At 71.5% G+C, this 19768-nt stretch carries 19 protein-coding genes; 11 read left to right on the forward strand and 8 right to left on the reverse strand.

Features of this window, described 5'->3' with window-relative positions:
• Window position 1 precedes the first annotated feature (1 nt).
• The 3 genes from resB to AC07CM_RS24800 are packed head-to-tail and all read left to right on the forward strand — an operon-like array spanning window position 2 to window position 3346.
• Window positions 2-1720, forward strand: a complete 1719-nt coding sequence (resB, locus tag AC07CM_RS24790; RefSeq protein ID WP_478878649.1) for a cytochrome c biogenesis protein ResB — start codon at window positions 2-4, stop codon at window positions 1718-1720.
• Window positions 1717-2814 carry a c-type cytochrome biogenesis protein CcsB gene (ccsB, locus tag AC07CM_RS24795; RefSeq protein ID WP_478878650.1) on the forward strand — a complete coding sequence of 366 codons (1098 nt, stop codon included), beginning with the start codon at window positions 1717-1719 and terminating at the stop codon, window positions 2812-2814. The genes resB and ccsB overlap by 4 nt, the downstream gene beginning before the upstream one ends.
• A 25-nt stretch (window positions 2815-2839) precedes the next feature.
• Window positions 2840-3346: an SRPBCC family protein gene (locus AC07CM_RS24800; RefSeq protein ID WP_478878651.1), complete on the forward strand. Its 507-nt coding sequence runs from the start codon at window positions 2840-2842 to the stop codon at window positions 3344-3346.
• On the opposite strand, the gene AC07CM_RS24805 is transcribed toward AC07CM_RS24800, so the two are convergent.
• The 5 genes from AC07CM_RS24805 to AC07CM_RS24825 form a co-directional block, all read right to left on the reverse strand.
• Window positions 3343-4890, reverse strand: coding sequence for a hypothetical protein (locus AC07CM_RS24805; RefSeq protein WP_478878652.1), 1548 nt, complete (start codon window positions 4888-4890; stop codon window positions 3343-3345). The genes AC07CM_RS24800 and AC07CM_RS24805 overlap by 4 nt on opposite strands.
• Complete coding sequence (locus tag AC07CM_RS24810) at window positions 4890-7010, reverse strand: hypothetical protein (protein ID WP_478878653.1); 2121 nt, start codon at window positions 7008-7010, stop codon at window positions 4890-4892. The genes AC07CM_RS24805 and AC07CM_RS24810 overlap by 1 nt, the downstream gene beginning before the upstream one ends.
• A gap of 71 nt (window positions 7011-7081) precedes the next feature.
• Window positions 7082-8476 carry a condensation domain-containing protein gene (locus AC07CM_RS24815; RefSeq protein WP_478878654.1) on the reverse strand — a complete coding sequence of 465 codons (1395 nt, stop codon included), beginning with the start codon at window positions 8474-8476 and terminating at the stop codon, window positions 7082-7084.
• Between the two features lie 177 nt (window positions 8477-8653).
• Window positions 8654-9643 carry an isopenicillin N synthase family dioxygenase gene (locus AC07CM_RS24820; RefSeq protein ID WP_478878655.1) on the reverse strand — a complete coding sequence of 330 codons (990 nt, stop codon included), beginning with the start codon at window positions 9641-9643 and terminating at the stop codon, window positions 8654-8656.
• Window positions 9624-10073, reverse strand: a complete 450-nt coding sequence (locus AC07CM_RS24825; protein ID WP_478878656.1) for a nucleoside deaminase — start codon at window positions 10071-10073, stop codon at window positions 9624-9626. The genes AC07CM_RS24820 and AC07CM_RS24825 overlap by 20 nt, the downstream gene beginning before the upstream one ends.
• Window positions 10074-10186: 113 nt before the next feature.
• Here AC07CM_RS24825 and AC07CM_RS24830 point away from each other — a divergent pair, with 113 nt between their 5' ends.
• A complete protein-coding gene (locus AC07CM_RS24830; protein WP_478878657.1) occupies window positions 10187-10954 on the forward strand; it encodes a CDP-alcohol phosphatidyltransferase family protein in 768 nt (255 codons plus the stop codon).
• Between the two features lie 99 nt (window positions 10955-11053).
• On the opposite strand, the gene AC07CM_RS24835 is transcribed toward AC07CM_RS24830, so the two are convergent.
• On the reverse strand, window positions 11054-12028 hold the full coding sequence (locus AC07CM_RS24835; protein ID WP_478878658.1) for a quinone oxidoreductase family protein: 975 nt from the start codon (window positions 12026-12028) through the stop codon (window positions 11054-11056).
• Window positions 12029-12135: 107 nt separating this feature from the next.
• On the opposite strand from AC07CM_RS24835, the gene AC07CM_RS24840 reads away from it, so the two are divergent.
• Window positions 12136-12471 (forward strand): ArsR/SmtB family transcription factor, encoded by a 336-nt coding sequence (locus AC07CM_RS24840; RefSeq protein ID WP_478878659.1) that lies wholly within the window; start codon window positions 12136-12138, stop codon window positions 12469-12471.
• A gap of 91 nt (window positions 12472-12562) precedes the next feature.
• Window positions 12563-13510, forward strand: a complete 948-nt coding sequence (locus AC07CM_RS24845) for a DMT family transporter (RefSeq protein ID WP_478878660.1) — start codon at window positions 12563-12565, stop codon at window positions 13508-13510.
• On the opposite strand, the gene AC07CM_RS24850 is transcribed toward AC07CM_RS24845, so the two are convergent.
• Window positions 13407-14288 carry a LysR family transcriptional regulator gene (locus AC07CM_RS24850; protein ID WP_478878661.1) on the reverse strand — a complete coding sequence of 294 codons (882 nt, stop codon included), beginning with the start codon at window positions 14286-14288 and terminating at the stop codon, window positions 13407-13409. The genes AC07CM_RS24845 and AC07CM_RS24850 overlap by 104 nt on opposite strands.
• A gap of 3 nt (window positions 14289-14291) precedes the next feature.
• The gene (locus AC07CM_RS24855; RefSeq protein WP_478878662.1) at window positions 14292-14618 is read right to left on the reverse strand and encodes a PLD nuclease N-terminal domain-containing protein; all 327 of its coding nucleotides are present in this window, start codon (window positions 14616-14618) and stop codon (window positions 14292-14294) included.
• Between the two features lie 76 nt (window positions 14619-14694).
• On the opposite strand from AC07CM_RS24855, the gene AC07CM_RS24860 reads away from it, so the two are divergent.
• The 5 genes from AC07CM_RS24860 (at window position 14695) to mqnE (ending at window position 19757) form a co-directional block, all read left to right on the forward strand.
• A complete protein-coding gene (locus AC07CM_RS24860) occupies window positions 14695-16146 on the forward strand; it encodes a menaquinone biosynthesis decarboxylase (RefSeq protein ID WP_478878663.1) in 1452 nt (483 codons plus the stop codon).
• Window positions 16143-17045: a menaquinone biosynthesis prenyltransferase MqnP gene (gene mqnP / locus AC07CM_RS24865; protein ID WP_478878664.1), complete on the forward strand. Its 903-nt coding sequence runs from the start codon at window positions 16143-16145 to the stop codon at window positions 17043-17045. The genes AC07CM_RS24860 and mqnP overlap by 4 nt, the downstream gene beginning before the upstream one ends.
• 310 nt (window positions 17046-17355) lie before the next feature.
• Window positions 17356-18006 (forward strand): UbiX family flavin prenyltransferase, encoded by a 651-nt coding sequence (locus AC07CM_RS24870; protein WP_478878665.1) that lies wholly within the window; start codon window positions 17356-17358, stop codon window positions 18004-18006.
• Window positions 18007-18099: 93 nt separating this feature from the next.
• Window positions 18100-18555: an Lrp/AsnC family transcriptional regulator gene (locus AC07CM_RS24875; RefSeq protein ID WP_478878666.1), complete on the forward strand. Its 456-nt coding sequence runs from the start codon at window positions 18100-18102 to the stop codon at window positions 18553-18555.
• Between the two features lie 38 nt (window positions 18556-18593).
• A complete protein-coding gene (mqnE, locus tag AC07CM_RS24880; RefSeq protein ID WP_391327580.1) occupies window positions 18594-19757 on the forward strand; it encodes an aminofutalosine synthase MqnE in 1164 nt (387 codons plus the stop codon).
• The last annotated feature ends 11 nt before the right edge of the window (window positions 19758-19768 follow it).

Below are 19768 nucleotides of genomic sequence, written 5' to 3' on the forward strand. Positions count from 1 at the left end.
GATGAGCAACACCGAAACGGACAAGAGCCAGGACCAGGAGGACCTGGGGGCGGCCGGCTCCCAGCTGTCCACCGCCCCGCGGGAGGAGACCACGGCCGCGCCGGGCATCGGCCTGGTCGGCTGGGTCCGCTGGTTCTGGCGGCAGCTGACCTCCATGCGGGTCGCGCTGCTCCTGCTCCTGCTGCTCTCCCTCGGCGCGATCCCCGGCTCGCTCATCCCGCAGACCGGCGCCGACCTGAACAAGGTCGACGAGTTCCGCAAGGCCCACCGGACGCTCGCGCCGGTCTACGACAAGCTCGGCCTGTTCCACGTCTACAGCTCGGTGTGGTTCTCCGCGATCTACATCCTGCTCTTCGTCTCCCTGATCGGCTGCATCGTCCCGCGCACCTGGCAGTTCGTCGGCCAGCTGCGCGGCCGCCCGCCGGGCGCCCCCAAGCGGCTGACCCGGCTGCCCGCCTACACCACCTGGCGCACCACCGCCGAGCCGGAGCAGGTCCGCGAGGTCGCCCTCGCGCTGCTGAAGAAGCGCCGCTTCCGCGCCCACGTCGCCGGTGACGCGGTCGCCGCCGAGAAGGGCTATGTGCGGGAGCTGGGCAACCTGGCCTTCCACATCGCGCTGATCGTCCTGCTGGTCGCCTTCGCCTCGGGTCAGCTGTACAAGTCGGACGGCACCAAGCTGATGGTCGAGGGCGACGGCTTCTCCAACGCACTGCCGCTGTACGACGACTTCAAGTCCGGCAGCCTGTTCCAGAACGACGACCTGGTGCCGTTCAGCTTCGACCTCAAGGACTTCAAGGCCACTTACGAGGTCAGCGGGCCCAACCGGGGTACCCCGCGCACCTTCGAGGCGAAGATCAAGTACAGAGAGGGCGCGTACGGCAAGGGGAAGCCGGCCACCGTCAAGGTCAACAAGCCGCTGGAGATCGGCGACTCGAAGGTCTACTTGGTCAGCCACGGCTACGCCCCCGTCGTCACCGTCCGGGACGGCAAGGGCGAGGTCGTCTACCACGACGCCGTACCGCTGCTGCCGCTCGACGGCAACGTCACCTCCAACGGCGTCATCAAGGTGATGGACGGCTACCGCGACGCCAAGGGCCAGAAGGACCAGCTCGGCTTCCAGGCCTTCTTCGTGCCGACCTTCGACCCGCAGAGCGGCACCATGCTCTCGCGGTTCCCGTCGCTGGTGAACCCGCTGCTCGCCGTGAACGCCTACCACGGCGACCTGGGCGTCGACGCGGGCGTGTCGCAGAACGTGTACCAGCTGGACACGAAGCACATGAAGGCCTTCAAGGACGCCAAGGGCCAGCTGCTGAAGAAGCTGCTCAAGCCGGGCGACACCCTCACCCTGCCGAACGGCGCCGGGTCCATCACCTTCGACAAGGACGTCAAGGAGTGGGCGGGCTTCGAGATCGTGCAGGAGCCCGGCAGCGGCTGGGCGCTCGGCGGCGCCCTCGTCGCGATCTTCGGCCTGGCCGCCTCCCTGTTCATCCAGCGCCGCCGCGTGTGGGTCCGGGCGGTGCGCGGCGTCGACGGCGTCACGGTGGTCGAGATGGCCGGGCTCGGCCGCAGCGAGTCCGCCAAGGTGCCCGAGGAGCTGGGCGACCTCGCCGGAATCCTCTACGACCAGGCGCCGGGGGCTCCCGACCCCGACGACCCCCCAGCGTCCAAGGAAGCATCCCCCGACCCCCAAGCCGTACCTGCCGAAGGGGCTGAGAAGTGACTCTCGCCGCCGCAACCGACCTCGCCGCCGCGACCAACGAGCACCTGGCGAGCATCAGCAACACGCTGATCTACTCCTCGATGGCCGTCTACACCCTGGCCTTCTTCGCGTACATCATGGAATGGCTCTTCGGCAGCCGCAGCAAGGTCGGCCGCACGGCCGCCGCGCTGACCGGCCGGAGCGCCCAGCAGGCGGGGCCGGCCGTCACCGTGAAGCAGGCCGGCGGGACCGCCGTGCTGGAGCGGCCCAAGGTCGTCGTGCGCTCCGCGTCCGGCGCCCGGGACGTGCCGGACGGGCCCGGCGCGCACGGCGGCGACGAGCAGGGCGACCTCTACGGGCGCATCGCCATCTCCCTCACCGCGCTCGCGTTCCTGGTGGAGCTGGCCGGGGTGGTCTCCCGCGCGGCCTCCGTGGAGCGGGCGCCGTGGGGCAACATGTACGAGTTCAACATCACCTTCTCCACGGTCGCGGTCGGTGTGTACCTCGGGCTGCTGGCACTGAAGAAGAACGTGCGCTGGCTCGGGCTGTTCCTGATCACCACGGTCCTGCTCGACCTCGGCCTCGCGGTCACCGTGCTGTACACCGCCAGCGACCAGCTGGTGCCCGCCCTGCACTCGTACTGGCTGTACATCCACGTCTCCACCGCGATCTTCTGCGGCGCGGTCTTCTACGTGGGCGCGGTCGCCACGATCCTGTACCTGTTCAAGGACTCCTACGAGAACAAGCTCGTCAGCGGCGGCAAGCCCGGCAGCTTCGCGACCTCCGTCCTGGAGCGCCTGCCCGCCTCCGCCTCCCTGGACAAGTTCGCCTACCGCGTCAACGCGGCCGTCTTCCCGCTGTGGACGTTCACGATCATCGCGGGCGCGATCTGGGCGGGCGACGCCTGGGGCCGCTACTGGAACTGGGACCCCAAGGAGACCTGGTCCTTCATCACCTGGATCGCCTACGCCTGCTACCTGCACGCGCGCGCCACGGCCGGCTGGAAGGGCCGCAAGGCCGCCTACCTGGCGATGATCGCCTTCGGTTGCTGGCTGTTCAACTACTACGGCGTCAACATCTTCGTGAGCGGCAAGCACTCCTACGCGGGCGTGTGATTGCCCGGTCGGTGACACTGGTGTCATGAGCGGTTCCATCGAACAGGGCATCAGCCAGACGCACGGGAACACGCACATACTCCACTTCCTGGTGCGGATCCCGCGGAGCATGGAGGACGTCTGGGCGGCGGTGGCCACCCCCGAGGGGCTCGGGGAATGGTTCACCGCCGTCGACGTTCTGGAGCCCCGCCTCGACGGCGTGGTCACCCTGCGTGACCTGGGCACGGGGCGGGTCACGGCGTGGGACGTGGACCGCGTCGCCGAGTACACCGTGGAGGGCGGCGGCCGGATCCGGTTCCATCTGGAACGGGGCGAGGACGACGCAAGCGTGCTGCGCTTCACCCACGAGTTCCAGGGCGAGGGGGAGTCCGAGTCCGGCTGGCGCACCCGGTTCGACCGGCTGATCGCACGCCTCGAACCCGGGAAGCCCCTTCCCGAGCCGGAGCCCTCGCAGCCCGTTCCAGGCCAGGAGCCCCCGCAGTCGCTCCCCGGCCAGGAGCCCACGCAGCCCCTGCCCGGGCAGTTCACCTAGGACGGCGGCAGGCACTCCTTCGCGGGTGGCTTCCCCTCCGGCCAGGCGATCCGCACGAACCGGGAGCCGCCCTCCGGGGTCAGCTCCACGATCGGCACGGCCTTGTCGTACGGGTTGCCGTGCACGTCCAGGCAGATCCAGCCGCTCGCTCCGCTCACCCGCAGCGAGCCCTTCACCTGCGGCCACTGCAGGCCGACGTCCGCGAGCGCCGGGAGGTCCCGCCCGTCCGGTACCGCCTCCCGGATGCCGTGCACGGCCAGCCGCAGCGCGTCGTATCCGATGATCAGCTGGCCGTCGTCCAGGGCGACCGGACCGATCGGGCCGGCCGGCTCCCGCCCGGCGGCCGTCAGCAGCTCGCGCAGCGTCCCGAAGTCCGCCGCCGAGCCGCCCGTCCGCGCCGGGTCCCTGACCCAGGCGTCCGGGTGGGCGAGGGAGGTGTAGCGGACGGAGAGGTGGTGGCGCAGGGCGGCGCGGTCCAGGTTGCTCTCGTGGGTCAGGTACGAGGCCTCGTCGCCGGTCAGCACGGTGAACTTCCGGTCCTGGCAGCCGCGCCCGCCCAGCGCGTTGATGAACTGCCGCAGCTGCGTGTGCCGTCCCGCGAACAGGATCGTGTCGGTCTCCCGGCTCGTGTCGCACACCAGATGGGTGATCTGCCGGAAGGTGTTCGCGGTCGTGCCCTCCTCGCTGCGGTCGGCGGGCGGCGTGAACGGCTGCGGCTCGTACGGAGAGCCCTTGATCAGGGCCGCGAACGACTCCTGCAGCGTCCGCGTGTACGGGTCGCCGGGCTTGTCGTACACCAGCAGCGCCTTGCCCGCGCTCACCTTGGCGAAGGACGCCAGCGCACGTGCCTCGTCCGTGTTGGTCGGCGACACCCGGGCGAGACCCGGATACGGGTCCTTGCCGTGCTGCCCGTTGGCCAGGTCGTCGGCGGTGATGGAGGAGCCGACCACCGGGATCCCGCGCCGGGTCAGTTCGCCTACGGCCTTCTTGTTGTTGTCGGTGCTCTGCCCGATGCCGGCGACCGCCCGCAGCCGGTCCGCGCTCGTCGTCATCCGCGTCAGCCGGTCCACCGTCTGCCGCCAGTGGTCCCCGGTCGCGCCCGGATTGGCGAGCACCAGCCGGATCGCCGGCGCCTCCCCGTTGGAGTCGTGGTTGGCCTGGTACTGCGCGAGGTAGGCGCCCTGCAACTGGTGCTGGATGTCGTTCAGACTGGTCCGGGAGGTGGAGGTGTACGGCAGCATCAGCGCCACCGTGACGTAGGTCCCCTTCCTCAGACGGCCGTTCTCCCGCGCGATGGCCCGGACCGCCGGCCGCAGCTGGGCGCGCCCGAAGTCGTACGAGCCCGTCGCCACACCCACGCACTCGTCACTGCCCTCCGGCCGGGCCACCCCGGGCGCGCAGGACCGGTCCTCGTGCGTGAGGGCCCGCACCGCGAACACCAGCCCGGCCACCAGAACCGCCGAGATCAGCAGCGCCAGATAGCGGCGCAGCGGGATCTCCCACACGCTCTCGCGCGCCCAAGTGCCCATGCCCCTGCGCGCCATCACGCCTCCCCGCTCCCGCCGTCCGGGCCGCCGTCCGTGTCTTCGGGGTCGTCGATGTCGTCGGCGTCGTCGGGGCCGTCCATCGGACGCCCGGTGAGCGCCGCCGCCGGCCAGTCCCGGGAGGCCCGCCACAGCAGCGCGTTGCCCGCGGGCCGCAGGTTGGACAGCTGCTCCAGCTCGAAGCGGAGCCGGTCGCCCACCTTCGGGTCGGGCAGCACCAGCGGATCGCCCAGCTGCCACACCGCGTGCAGCGACCGCCGTACGCGCAGGTGCAGGACGGCGTCCACGCCCTCGGGCGGCTCCTGCTCCGCGTCCGTGCGGCCGAGCGCGACCGAGGCCCGTCGGTCGCCGTGACCGGTGAAGTCCCGGCCGTCGGCGTCGTGCGCGTGGAACCAGGGCGCGGACGCGACGAAGCGCAGGGTGCGCAGCCAGGCCCGGGTTTCCAGCCTGTGGAAGGTGTCGCGCAGGTGGGCGACCGCCGACTCCGTACTGCCGAGGGCCAGTTCGTGATGGAGCCGGTAACGCGCCTGCCCGGGCTCGGTGTAGTGCGCGATCAGCGTCTCGTGCGCCGTGCGCCAGGAGGCGTGGTCGGCGTCCCGTAGATGCAGCCTCAGCAGCAGCAGGGTGCGGACGAAGGGGTCGCCCACGAACTGGCCCGGCACGCTCGCCAGCCCCTCCTCGGTCAGCCGCGTCCGCAGGGCCCGTACGTCCGCCGGGCCGAAGGTGTCCGGGAGCAGGGCCGTGGCCAGCGCGCAGGCCGAGTCGTGGTCGTGGGCGGCGGCCAGCACGGTCAGCTCGTCCAGGTGCTCGGCGGGCACCAGCCGGTCCAGCAGCGCCCGGTAGGCGGGCGCGGCCGGCAGGTCCTCGGCGGGCCGTACGTCCGCCGTGAGCAGCCCGCCCAGCGAGGACGTCCCGGGTAGGTTCTGCGCCGCGGACTCGGCGAGCAGGACGATGCCCAGCGGATTGCCGCCCGTCAACCGGTGTGTGGCGTGCGGGAGCCGGGGCGGTACCGGGGTGTCGTCGCAGACGGCGCCCACGATGTGCAGGGCGTCGTCCGCGCTGAGCGGGGGCAGCGCCACCAGCAGCGCCCGGGAGGAGGGCGCCGGGTCCGGTGTCCAGCCGCTGCGCCGGGCCACCTCGGGCAGCGCCCGCCGGACCGCGCTGCGCAGCTCCTGGCGGCCCTCGCCGCGCCGGGCCGCGACGAACACCATCTGGTCCGCGATGCCCTCGGCGCGGTCGCGCAGCACGGCCTCCACGAGCCCGGGACCCGGCGCGGTCTGCACGTTGTCGATCAGCGCCAGCGGCCGGCCGAGCCGCTGCATGCGCGGCAGCACCCCCGCGTAGGCCTCCGTCAGGTCGGCCAGCAGCGCCCGCACCAGATACCGCTCGGCGTGCTCCCGGGAGGAGCCGCCCGCCCGGAAGTGCCCCGACAGCAGGATCAGGCCGCGCTGGGCGTGCCCGCCCGCGTTCGGATACGCCCGGTACCACACCGACGCCTTCTGGTGCCGCCGGCTGGTGAAGCCCTCGGCGACGGACTCCAGGGTCGCCTCGATCGCGCCCGACAGCAGCGGCCCGGTGCCGGTGGCCGCGGCCACCACCTTGGCCGCCACCCTCCCGGCCCAGCGCCCGGCCAGCCCGCTGATCCACGAGCCGCTCTCGTTCAGCAGCAGGATCCGCTCGACCTCCCGGCGGATCCGCTCCGAGTCGGCGTCGCCCCAGCCGCTCGCGGCCACGGCCACCAGGCCGGACATCAGCCGCGGGAAGGTGATCCGCCCGGCGCCCGTCACCGGCTCCGCCAGCTGCTCGGCGACCAGCAGCAGCGCCTGCGCCACCGGCGACCACGACTCGGCCGGCCGGTCCGCCGGCGACCCCGCGAACTGCTCCTCCGCGCAGTCGATCAGCGCGACCGGCGTGTGCCCCTTGTAGGCGTTCCGCAGCTCGCCGAGCACCGCGCTCTTGCCCAGACCGCGGGCGCCGGTGAGCACCACGAAGGGCAGCTCGCCCGGGTGCTCGAACGGATGACTTCGGTGCTGGTGGGGGCGCAGGCCCACGAGCCGGGGAGCAAGACCGGCCGGATCGACGTCGAACAGCGCTCCGCGCCCGTGCAACCGTCTGTGCACCGCATTCCCCCCTCAACAGCAGTGTAGAAAGGGGGAGTTGCTTCGGACCAGGGTCAGTGATGACCGTTGGGTCACGAAGCCGTCGCCGCGATCAGATCCCTCAGCCGCTCCACGTACAGCCGCATGTTCTTGGCCGCCACGTCGGTGTCCGGGTAGCGGCCGGCCAGCCACAGGCCGTCGTGCAGCCGGTTGACCCAGACGCACACCTGGTCGCCGTAGGACACCCGCAGCAGCCCGTACGCCCGCTGCCCGGCCCACTGAGCGGCGCCGGGGATGCCGCGGGCGTCCACGAAGGAGACGATCGAGTACAGGTCCGGGGAGGTCGGCCGGAAGTCCGTGCCGAGCAGCTTCAGCACCCGGGCCAGCGGCATCCGGGCGAGCGCCCGGTTGGCCTGCAGCTCGGTGCGCACCGCCCGCAGGGTGCCCGGCAGGTCGGCGGTGCCGGGCAGGGGCACCTCGATCGGGGCGCCGCCCACGTACCAGCCCACCGAGTCGGACCACCGGGACTTCACCCGGGTGTGGAACGGCACGACCGTCCGGTACACGGACTGCCCGCCGAGTTCCTGCACGATCAGGCCGGTGGCCGCGAGCAGACCGACCAGGCTGCCGCCGCAGGGCCGGCAGTACGCCTCGAACGCGGCGGCCGTGGCCGCGTCCGTGAGCGGCTCGCAGATCATCTTCTGCGGGGGCAGCGGGCCACCGGGCTCGAGCCCGAGGTCGACGGGGAAGCTCGGCAGCGTGCCGTCGCACCGCCGGATGAACTCCCGCCAGCGGGCGACGATGTCGTGGTCGTCGCCGATGCGGTCCGCGTCCGCCCGTTCCAGCTCGCAGAAGTCGACGTAACTGGCGGCCGGCGTCCGCACCACGGGCCCGCGCCCCTCCAGGCCTGCCGCGTACAGCTCGTGGATCTCGGCGGGGATGCCGTGCAGGGAGTAGGCGTCGACGTTGCTGTGGTCGAAGGCCATGTACACGCTGGTCGAGTCGTCCCGGACGACCGCTGCGTAGATGAGGTTCGGCCAGCGCAGGGCGTCCGCGACGGCGTCGAACCGGCCCTCGAGGTGCCGGGCCAGGGCGCCCGGGTCGTGGAAGTCCCCGACCGTGTCCCTGCGCAGGGACACGTCACCGGCGTCCAGTGTGAACCTGCGCAGGTCGTCGCCCGAGTCACCGGTCCAGCGGAAGCCGCTGCGCAGCGTCTCGTGCCGCACCGTCCAGGCCCGCAGCGCCTCCTGGAGCACGTCGAGGTCGACCCGGCCGGGAAGGTCGAAGGCCGTGCCCAGCCAGGTCGGCACGAACAGCCCCCCGTCGCGTACGGACCGGGCCGTCCTGATGTGCGACTCCTGGATGTAGGCCGGCGGCCGGGAGTCCTCCGGCAGTCCCGTCGCCTTCGCGACGGTCTCCGGGCTCAGCGTCCACTCGACGAGCCGTCCCGGCCGGACCTCGCAGCGCTGGATGTCAGTGATTCGCACGCGTCTCCGATCGCAGAAGGGGCCCCTGAATGGGGCCCCTTCAAGGCAATGCCGTCGGACGCGGCCGGGACATGCCCGCCCAGGGCATTTCAACGGAACGGATGGCGGGCCGAACGCGGAAGTGAATAACCGACGGTGATCGGGGCGGGGTCCGGCCGACTGCGATCGGGACGGGAATCAGCCGACGGTGATCGAGTCCAGCTTCTCGCGCAGGTAGACGTGCGAGTCGACCGGCGGGTACGCGACCCGGCCCACCGGCGCCGGCAGGGACTCCACCAGCGTGCCCGGGGTGCACTCGCCGAAGTAGACGAGGGACATCAGCTCCTCGGCGGGCGCGTCGGCGGGCGGTGGCAGCACCCGGTGCCGACCCGACCGCCACCGGTCGCCGGTCCAGCGGGCCAGCAGGTCACCGATGTTGATGGTGAGGGCCGCCGGGTCGTAGGGAGCGTCCTCCCAGCCGACGCCTCCGGACGCGGGGTCCGTGTAGACCTGCAGACCGCCCTTGCCCGCCTGCCGGTCGAGGATGGTCACGGTGCCGAAGTCGGAGTGCGGCCCGATCCGGAACTGGCCGGGCTCGGGTTCGCCGACGACCTCGGTCCCCGGGTACCAGTTGATGTTGAAGCCGTACGTCGGATGGTCCATGTGCCGGGAGAAGAAGTCGGGTTCGACCCCGAGGGCGTACGCCAGCAGCGACAGCAGCTCCTTCTCCAGGCCGGCCATCCGCGCGAGGTACTCCTCGCACAGCGGCCGCAGTCCGGGGGCCTCGGCGGGCCACACGTTGGGCGCGTACCACTCGGCGTTGACGGCCGGGTCCTCGAAGGGCTCGTGCGTCGCGAAGGTCAGCGACTCCTTGAGGTCGGGTGGGGTCTCGGTGCCCTCCGCGTAGGCGTTGGCCTCGGCGCCGGGGCCCAGCCACCCGCGCCCGCCGACCTTGGCCGCGTAGGCCTGCTTGGTCTCGACGGGCAGCAGGAAGAACCGCCGCGCGGCCTCGCGGACGGCGTCCCGCAGCCCGCGATCCACGCCGTGCCCGGTGACCAGCAGGAAGCCGGCGGTCTGCAGGGCCCGGTCGACGGTACGGGCCAGCGCGGCACGGGCCCCGGTGTCGCCGGACAGCCAGGGGCCGAGGTCGATGGTCGGAATCCGTGGACTACTCACCGATGTCCTCATTCCACAGAGCCGGGTTGTTCCTGATGAAGTCGCGCATCAGCCCGACGCACCCGGGGTCGTCGAGGAGCACGATCTCCACGCCGTGTCCGGCGAGCCAGTCGTGGCCGCCGTGGAAGGTGGTGGCCTCGCCGACCACCACGCGGGAGATGCCGAACTGGCGGACCAGGCCGCTGCAGTACCAGCAGGGGGAGAGGGTGGTCACCATGGTCGTGCCGCGGTACGTGGACTGCCGTCCCGCCGCCCGGAAGGCGGCCGTCTCCGCGTGCGTGGCGGGGTCGTCGTCCTGGACCCTGCGGTTGCGGCCGCGGCCGAGCAGGGTGCCGTCGGGGCCGTAGAGGGCGGCGCCGATCGGTATGCCGCCCTCGGCGAGTCCGGCGCGGGCCTCGGAGACGGCGGTGGCGAGCCAGGCGCGGGCCTGTTCCTGGTCCATGCCTTCACTGTTCCCCCGGCAGAGCACCGGGGCAACGCGCGGCGCCCGCCCGCGGGCGGTGCGAACCGCCTCTGTAGCCTGGCCCGATCACTTCACGCGGGAGGGAAACGCCCATGGTCGCTGCCCCGGTTCTGGAGGAGCTGCGGGAGGTCTGCCAGCCGCACGCCAAGCTGGCCAGCCGCAACGGGGAGCACTGGGCGGGCCGGCTGTACATGCGCAGGGTGTCGCTGCGGTTCACCCGGCAGCTGGTGCGCACTCCCGTCACCCCGGACCAGCTGACCTGGACCATGGTGGCGTGCGGGGTGGCCTCCGGCGCGGCGCTGCTGGTCCCCGGTCTCACCGGGGCCGTGCTCGCCGTCGTCCTCATGCAGCTCTTCCTGCTCTTCGACTGCGTGGACGGCGAGGTCGCCCGCTGGAAGGGGCAGAACAGCGCGACGGGCATCTACGTGGACCGGCTCGGGGCGTACCTGGCCGACGCGGCGCTGATGGTGGGCATCGGGTTCCGGGCGGCGGAGAACGGCCTCGGCGGCCCGCTCTCGCTCGGCCTCGCCACCGCGCTCGGCGTCGTCCTGCTGAAGGCCTCCACCGACCTGGTGGACGTGGCCCGGGCCCGGCGCGGGCTCGGGGTGGCCGACGACGAGTCGACCCGGCCGCGTTCGCAGGGTGTCGCCATCGTGCGGCGGCTGGCGGCGGCCTTCAAGATCCACCGCGTGACCAACGGCATCGAGGCGTCCCTGGTCGTGCTCGTGGCGGCGATCGGGGACACGGTCACGGGCGGGGTGGACGTGACGCGCTGGGTGCTGGTCGCCCTGGCCGTCATCACCTGGGTGATGGTCCCGGCCCACCTCCTGTCGATCCTGTCGTCGTCCAGGCTGCGCTGAGGCGCCCGTGGCGCTCCTCGGGCGGCTCGGGCGGCGCGTCCCGGGGGGACCGCCACGGCTCCCCCCGAGGCGCGTCAAAGTCTGGCCGCAGGGCCACGCCTACGCCCCCACGCGCAGCAGCAGCTTCCCGGTGCTGGTGCGCGCCCCCATCAGCCGGTGTGCCTCCGCCGCTTCCTCCAGGGGGAACTCGGCCGTCACCGGCAGGGACACCGTGCCGTCGACCGCGTGGGCGAAGGCGCGCTCGGTCAGCCGGCGCAGCTCGGCCGGGGCGGTCTTCGCGAGGGTCAGGATGGAGAAGCCGGCGACCGAGACGCCGAGCGGGTACAGCTCGGGCTGGCCCACGCTCCACGGTTCGGCCGAACTGGCGTTGCCGAAGGAGACCAGGCGGCCGAAGGGGGCCAGGGAGGCGAGGCCGGCGCGCAGGGTGTCGCCGCCGACGGGGTCCAGGACCAGGTCGACGCCCCGGCCGCCGGTCGCCTGCCGTACGGGCTCCTGGAAGGAGCCGGCGAACACCTCGTCGTAGCCGTGCTCCTTGGCGTGGGCCGCCTTCGCCGCCGAGGACACCACGCCGTACACCGTCCCGGCGCCCGCCGCCCGCGCCAACTGGCCCACCACCGTGCCCACTCCGCCCGCCGCGCCCTGGACGAGGACCGACTCGCCCGGCTGGAGCCTGCCGACGGTGTGGACGAGGGCGTACGCCGTCGGCAGGACCGTCGGCAGCGTGGCCGCCGTGCGCAGGTCCACGCCCGCCGGGACCGGGAAGACGGTCGTCGCGTCGGCCACGGCCACCTCCGCGTACGCCCCGCCCTCCGTCAGCGCCGCGACCTCCTGACCGACGCTCAGGCCGGTGACGCCCGCGCCGAGCGCGCGGACCCGGCCGGAGACCTCCAGGCCCGGGACGTAAGGCAGTTGAGGCACCCGGTAGCCCTCCGTCCGCGCCTTCAGGTCGGCGAAGTTCACGCCCGTGTAGGCCACGTCGACGCTCACCTGACCTGGGCCGGGCTCGGGCACCTCGGCCGTCACCGCCTTCAGCACCTCGGGACCGCCGTACTGCTGGAACTCCACTGCGCGCATGCCGTACCCCCGGACTCGGAGAAGTGTTCAACGAAAAGCGAACACTCGGAAGTGTATGGTTTTCATCGAACACTCGGCAAGCGTAAAACGCGGGGCAGGAGGACGGCATGGCCGTGAGCGGTCACCGGGCAGCCCCGGAGCACACCCATCCGGACGAAGTGACGGTCCTCGCCGCGCTCGCGGCGCTCGCCGACCCCGTGCGCCTCACCCTGGTCAGGGAGCTGGCCGGATCCGCCGACTGGGCCCGCAGCTGCGGCAGTTTCGACGTGCCGGTCGGGAAGGCGGCCCTCAGCCACCACTTCGCGGTGCTGCGCGGGGCAGGTCTCGTGGAGCAGCGCGACGAGGGGGCGAGGAGAGTGAACCGGCTGCGCCGGACGGAGTTCGACGCGCGCTTCCCGGGGCTGCTCGACCTCGTGCTGCGCACCCCGGACCCGGCTGTCTGACCTGCCGTCATCGGCGTGGCCGATGGGGCCATCGGCAGGACGCCCCAGTGGCCCGTGGACCGGCACCGGCGCGGCTTCGTAGCTTCGCGTCATGACCCCAGATCACGAGGGCACGGCCCAGCTGACCACCGCGATGATGCTGTCCGGCACCCTCGGCGTCTTCGTCGTCGAGTCCGGCGCCCCGCCCTTCGACGTCGTCTTCTTCCGCGTCCTGTTCGGCGCCCTCGCCCTCGGCGGCTACGTCGCCGCCCGGGGCCGGCTGCGCGACCACGGCTTCACCCGCCGCACGTTCTCACTCGCCGTCCTCGGCGGGGTGTTCATCGTCTTCAACTGGGTGCTGCTCTTCCAGTCCTACGAGAACACGTCCATCTCCGTGGCCACCGTCGTCTACCACACGCAGCCCTTCTACGTGGTCCTCCTCGGCGCCCTGCTGTTCCGCGAACGGCTCACCGCGGCCAGGGTCGGCTGGATCGCGGTCGCCTTCGCCGGGCTGATCCTGGTCTCCGGCGTGACCCCCGCCGACTTCACCGGTGGCGGGGCGTACCTCACCGGCATCGGCCAGGCGCTGCTCGCCGCGCTTCTGTACGGCCTGTCCACCCTGGTCACCAAGCGGATCAGCGGCGTACGCCCGCATCTGATCGCCCTGGTGCAGGTCCTGGTCGGCATCCCGCTGCTGCTGCCCTTCGCGGACTTCGGCGCCATGCGGGGCACGGGCTGGGACTGGGGCTGGCTGGCCGGGCTCGGCCTCCTGCACACCGGCGTGATGTACGTCCTGATGTACGCGGCCTACGCCCAGCTGCCCACCTCGAAGATCGCCGTCCTCGCCTTCGTCTACCCGGCCGTGGCGATGGTGATGGACTGGGCGGTCTACGGCCACCACATCGGGCTGGTCCAGGCGCTCGGCGTGCCGCTCATCGTCACCGCGAGCCTCAAGGTCACCCTTGCTCGGAAACCAGCTGCCGGGCCCGCTCCACGAACAGCCGGGCATGCGCCGGGAGCCGCTTCCCGGACCGCCACGCCAGCTGCGTGCGAAGTGTGAACGGCGGCTCCCAGCCGAGCCGTACGAGGGTGCCCTCCGCGAGTTCGGCGGCGACCGTCACCTCGGGCAGCAGCGCGATCCCGAGGCCGGCCGCCGCCGCGCGCTTGGTGGCCTCGATCGTGCCGAACTCCATGAACTCCACGGGCTTCAGCGCGGTCAGCTCCCGCTCGAACAGGTCCCGGTAGGCGCAGCCCGGCTCGGTGGCCAGTAGCGGCTGCCCGGTCAGGTCGGCCGTCTCGACCGGCCGGCCGGCCATCGCGTGCCCGGGACCCGCGACCAGCGCCAGCGGCTCCACCGCGAGCACCGCGCTCTCCAGGCCCGGGTGCTCCGTCTCCTCCTCCATCAGGAAACCGACGTCGTACGTCCCCTCCCGCAGGGCCCGCCGGGTCTCGTCGCCGATGGTGGTGCGCAGGGCGAGCCGCACCCCGGGGTGGCGGTGGTGGATGTACTCCAGCAGCGGGGGCAGCCGGTAGGAGGTCAGGGACTCCATGGTGCCGACGGTCAGCGTGCCGGACGGCTCCTCGGCGCCGGTGACCGCCGCCCGGGCCTCCTCGGCCAGCTCGATGATCCGCCGGGCGTAGGGCAGCAGCCGCTCGCCCGCCTCGGTGAGCCGGATGCGGCTGCCGAGCCGGTCGAACAGCTCCACGCCGAGGGAGGACTCCAGGGTGCGGATCTGACCGGTCACGCTGGACTGCGCGTACGACAGCTCGGCCGCGGCCCGGGTGAAGCTCAGCACCGTGGCGACCTTCTCGAACGTGACGAGCAGCCGGAGTTCCATGCGTCAGCGGTCCCCGCGGTCGTCCTCGTCGAGGGATTTGAGGAACTCGGGGTTGTCGTCGGGGGCGACCCAGCGGGCCGCGGTGTCGCGATGCCACTCGGAGGGAGTGGAGCCTCCCCCGGAGGGGGTACCCCCAGTGGGGGAGTGCCGCACCTTGCCGGTGATCAGCCAGGCGACCGGGCCCACCAGCACCTCGCCGAAGAGCAGGACGATGAGCACCCACACCACCTTCGGCAGGTGGCGCACCTCTTCCTCCGGGGTGTTCAGGCAGTCCACGAAGGCGTAGATCCACAGCGCCAGGACCAGCAGGAACGGCAGATACCTGAGCATGGGCGAACGATCCCCCCGCGGTGTGAGTCGGCCCCGGTGACCGGCCCAGGTTATCGGGTGGCCGATACTGGGACACATGGCTTACGACGATCTTCGCTCCCTGCTGCGGGCGCTGGAGCGCGAAGGGGACCTCAAGCGCATCAAGGCCGAGGTCGATCCGTATCTGGAGGTCGGGGAGATCGTCGACCGGGTGCAGAAGTCCGGTGGACCGGCGCTGCTCTTCGAGAACGTGAAGGGCTCGGCGATGCCCCTCGCGATGAACGTCTTCGGGACCGACCGGCGGCTGCTGAAGTCGCTGGGCCTGAAGTCGTACGGCGAGATCTCCGAGAAGATCGGCGGGCTGCTGCGGCCGGAGCTGCCGCACGGCTTCGTGGGCGTCCGCGAGGCCTTCGGCAAGCTCGGCGCGATGACGCACGTGCCGCCGAGGAAGGTGAAGGAAGCGCCCGTGCAGGAGGTCGTCCTGCACGGGGACGAGGTGGACCTCGACCGGCTCCCGGCGCTCTTCACCTGGCCCCAGGACGGCGGCTCCTTCTTCAACCTCGGGCTCACCCACACCAAGGACCCCGAGACCGGCATCCGCAACCTCGGCCTGTACCGCCTGCAGCGGCACGACCGGCGCACCATCGGCATGCACTGGCAGATCCACAAGGACAGCCGGAACCACTACCAGGTGGCGGCCCGGCGAGGCGAGCGCCTGCCCGTCGCCGTCGCCTTCGGCTGCCCGCCCGCCGTGACGTACGCCTCCACCGCCCCGCTGCCCGGGGACATCGACGAGTACCTCTTCGCGGGGTTCATCGCGGGCAAGCGGATCGAGATGGTCGACTGCAAGACCGTCCCGCTGCAGGTACCCGCGAACGCCGAGGTCGTCCTGGAGGGCTGGCTGGAGCCGGGCGAGATGCTCCCGGAGGGCCCCTTCGGCGACCACACCGGCTTCTACACCCCGCAGGAGCCGTTCCCGGCCCTGAGGATCGACTGCGTGACGATGCGCAAGCGCCCGCTGCTCCAGTCGATCGTGGTCGGCCGGCCGCCCACCGAGGACGGGCCGCTGGGCCGGGCCACCGAGCGCTTCTTCCTGCCCCTGCTGAAGATCATCGTCCCGGACATCGTGGACTACCACCTGCCCGAGGCCGGCGGTTTCCACAACTGCGCGATCGTCTCCATCGACAAGAAGTACCCGAAGCACGCCCAGAAGGTGATGCACGCGATCTGGGGGGCACACATGATGTCCCTGACCAAGCTGATCGTGGTCGTGGACGCCGACTGCGACGTCCACGATCTGCACGAGGTCGCCTGGCGGGCCCTCGGCAACACGGACTACGCCCGCGACCTCACGGTCGTCGAAGGCCCCGTCGACCATCTCGACCACGCCTCCTACCAGCAGTTCTGGGGCGGCAAGGCCGGGATCGACGCCACGAAGAAGTGGCCCGAGGAGGGCTACACCAGGGACGGGGGCTGGCCGGACATGGTCCTCTCCGACCCCTCTACGGCGGCCCTGGTGGACCGCCGCTGGAAGGAGTACGGCCTGTGAGCAGCGCCTCCGCGGCACTTCCGCGGCCGGGACGCACCAAGGCGTTCCTGCGCCTGGTGATGATCGAGCACTCGGTCTTCGCGCTCCCCTTCGCCTACATCGCCTCGCTGACCGCGATGCACCAGTGGGACCGGAACATCCACTGGGGCCGGCTGCTGCTGGTCACGATCTGCATGGTGGGCCTGCGTACGTTCGCCATGGCGGTCAACCGGATCATCGACCGCGAGATCGACGCCCGTAACCCGCGCACGGCACACCGGGAACTGGTGACGGGCGCGATGTCGGTGAAGCACGCCTGGACCGGCGCCCTGATCGCCCTGGTGGTCTTCCTGGGCGCGGCGGCGCTGCTGAACCCCCTCTGCCTGGCCCTGGCCCCCATCGCGGTGATCCCGATGGTCGTCTACCCGTACGGCAAACGGTTCACGAACTTCCCGCAGGCCATCCTGGGCCTCGCCCAGGCCATGGGCCCGGTGGGCGGCTGGCTCGCCATCTCGGGCAGGTGGTCCTGGGACGCGGTGATCCTCGGCCTCGCCGTCGGCATCTGGATCGGCGGCTTCGACCTGATCTACGCCTGCCAGGACGTGGAGACCGACCGCGAGATCGGCGTCATGTCGGTCCCGGCCCGCTTCGGCATCCCGGCCGCGATCCGGGGCGCCCGCGCCTGCCACACGGTGACGACGGCCCTGTTCGTCTGGTACGGGGTTTCCACGGGTGCAGGCGCCTTCTTCTGGCTGGGCCTGCTGATCGTCGCGGGCGCCTTCGTCTACGAACACCGCATCGTCCGCCCCCACGACCTGTCCCGCCTGAACAGGGCGTTCTTCAGCGTCAACGGATTCATCGGCATTGCCCTGTTCGTGTGCGCCCTGCTCGATCTGCTCGTTCGGGGTCTGACGATCTAGCTAGGACCTTTCTTCCGGATCTGGCCGGCCCCGAGCCACGGCGCCTGCTGTCCGGCCCGAGCGGGGTCCGGTGCGTGCAGTTGCAAGGCGGAGGAGGGAGTCGACGCGATGGGGGTGCCCCCGCGCGAGCGAAGCCGAGCGTGGGGGAGTCGGCGAGTGACGACGACACGGCGGATGTGCGTGCCGGGCCCCGCGTCCCCGGCAAGATCCGGAAGAGAGGTCCCTGGTTGTCCCCGGGCGCCGGACCCGGCCTGAGCGGCGTGCGTCTCGCCGGTACGCTCAAGGTGTGAACGCAGGAGAAACGCAGCGCGTGCCTTGGATCGTGGGGGTGTCCGGAGCTTCCGGTACGCCGTATGCGGCTGCCGTGCTGCGGGCGCTGCTGGACGCGGGCGAGGCGGTCGACCTGGTGGTCAGCCGGGCCTCGCGGCTGACGTTGCTGGACGAGACGGGGATCTCGTTCCGGGACGCCCACTGGCAGGAGGACCTGCGGGAATGGCTGGGCCGGGGGGCCGACGGAAAACCCGGGACCTTCGACGCGGACGTCAGCGGGGTCCGGTACTGGAGCGCGGGGGACCTCGCCGCGGGTCCGTCCTCGGGGTCGTACCCGGTGAAGGGCATGCTGATCGTCCCGGCCTCCACGGCCTGTGTCGCCGGTGTCGCCCTCGGGCTCTCCAAGGACCTGCTCCAGCGCGCCGCGAGCGTCACACTGAAGGAGCACCGGCCGCTGGTCGTCGCCGTACGGGAGACCCCCCTGAACGGGCAGACCCTGCGGCACCTCGTCGCGCTCGACGACGCGGGGGCGAGCGTGGTGCCGGCCTCGCCCGCCTTCTACGCGGGCGCCACCCACATCCAGGATCTGGTGGACTTCGTCGCCGGGCGGGTGCTGGACGCGGCGGGCATCGGGCACGGTCTGTACCGGCGCTGGAAGGGCGAACTGGGCGGCGGCACGGAGAGCCGGTAGCCCGGCAGGTCGCAGGACCTCTCATCACCTCAGGCATTACCTCAGGCATCACTTCAGGAACTTCAGAACATTCCAGGGGAAGGCTTCGATCGCATGGACGCGGTGGACAGGCAGCTCATCCAGGCCCTGAGGGAGAACGGGCGGGCCTCCTACGCGGAGCTGGGGCGCCTCGTCGGTCTGTCGGGGCCCAGCGTCACCGACCGCATCAACCGGCTGGAGGCGGCCGGTGTCATCACCGGCTACCGCGCCACCGTGAACGCGGCCTCCCTCGGCCTCGGTGTGACCGCCCTGATCGGCATCTCGCTCTCCGACGCCGCCGACCACGAGGACGTGGCGCAGCGGGTGCGGGACCTGCCGGAGATCGAGGACTGCTGGTTCATCGCCGGGGACGACTCCTTCATGCTCAAGGTGCGGGCGACGGACGTGGACGGGCTGGAGAAGATCATCCGGCGGCTGAGCGGCACCAAGGGCGTCTCCCGCACCCGTACCACGATCGTGCTGTCCACGAAGTGGGAGAACCGGGTCGGGGAGTTGCCCGAAGAGGTCTAGGGATACCGTTGGTCGGGCTGTCGGAGAAAGGTGAAGGCATGGACGTCGGGCTCAAGCGCGAGCTGGAGGAGAAGGTCCGCTCCGGTGAGCGGCTGACCCGCGAGGACGGCATCGCGCTGTACGAGTCGGACGACCTGGCGTGGCTCGGCGGCCTCGCGCACGAGGTGCGCACCCGCAAGAACGGTGACGTCGTGCACTTCAACGTCAACCGGCACCTCAACATGACGAACGTGTGCACGGCCTCCTGTGCCTACTGCTCCTTCCAGCGCAAGCCGGGCGAGAAGGACGCGTACACGATGCGCATCGAGGAGGCCGTCAAGCTCGCCAAGGCGATGGAGTCGGAGAACCTCACCGAGCTGCACATCGTCAACGGCCTGCACCCGAACCTGCCGTGGCGCTACTACCCGCGCTCGCTGCGGGAGCTGAAGGCCGCCCTGCCGAACGTCTCGCTCAAGGCCTTCACGGCCACCGAGATCCACCACTTCGAGACCATCTCGGGCCTGTCGGCCTCCGAGATCCTCGACGAGCTGATCGACGCCGGGCTCGAGTCCCTCACCGGCGGCGGCGCCGAGATCTTCGACTGGGAGGTCCGGCAGCACATCGTGGACCACCGGACCCACTGGGAGGACTGGTCCAGGATTCACCGGCTGGCGCACGAGAAGGGTCTGAAGACCCCGTGCACCATGCTCTACGGCCACATCGAGGAGCCCCGCCACCGCGTGGACCACGTGCTGCGGCTGCGTGAGCTGCAGGACGAGACCGGCGGCTTCCAGGTCTTCATCCCGCTGCGCTACCAGCACGACTTCGTGGACATGAAGGACGGCAAGATCCGCAACCGGCTGCAGGCGCGCACGCAGATGGCGACCGGTGCCGAGGCGCTGAAGACCTTCGCCGTCTCCCGTCTCCTCTTCGACAACGTGCCGCACGTGAAGGTCTTCTGGGTCATGCACGGCGTGCAGACGGCCCAGCTCGCCCTCCAGCACGGCGCCGACGACATGGACGGCTCGGTGGTCGAGTACAAGATCACGCACGACGCGGACAACTACGGCACCCCGAACAAGCTGACCCGCGAGGACCTGCTCGACCTGATCCGCGACGCCGGCTTCCGCCCGGTGGAGCGCAACACCCGCTACGAGATCATCCGCGAGTACGACGGCCCGGACCCCCTGCGCCGCGAGTCGCCCCAGCCGATGCGGGTGTGACCCCAGGGGGC

It is taken from the genome of Streptomyces sp. NPDC044061 (genome assembly GCF_056434305.1).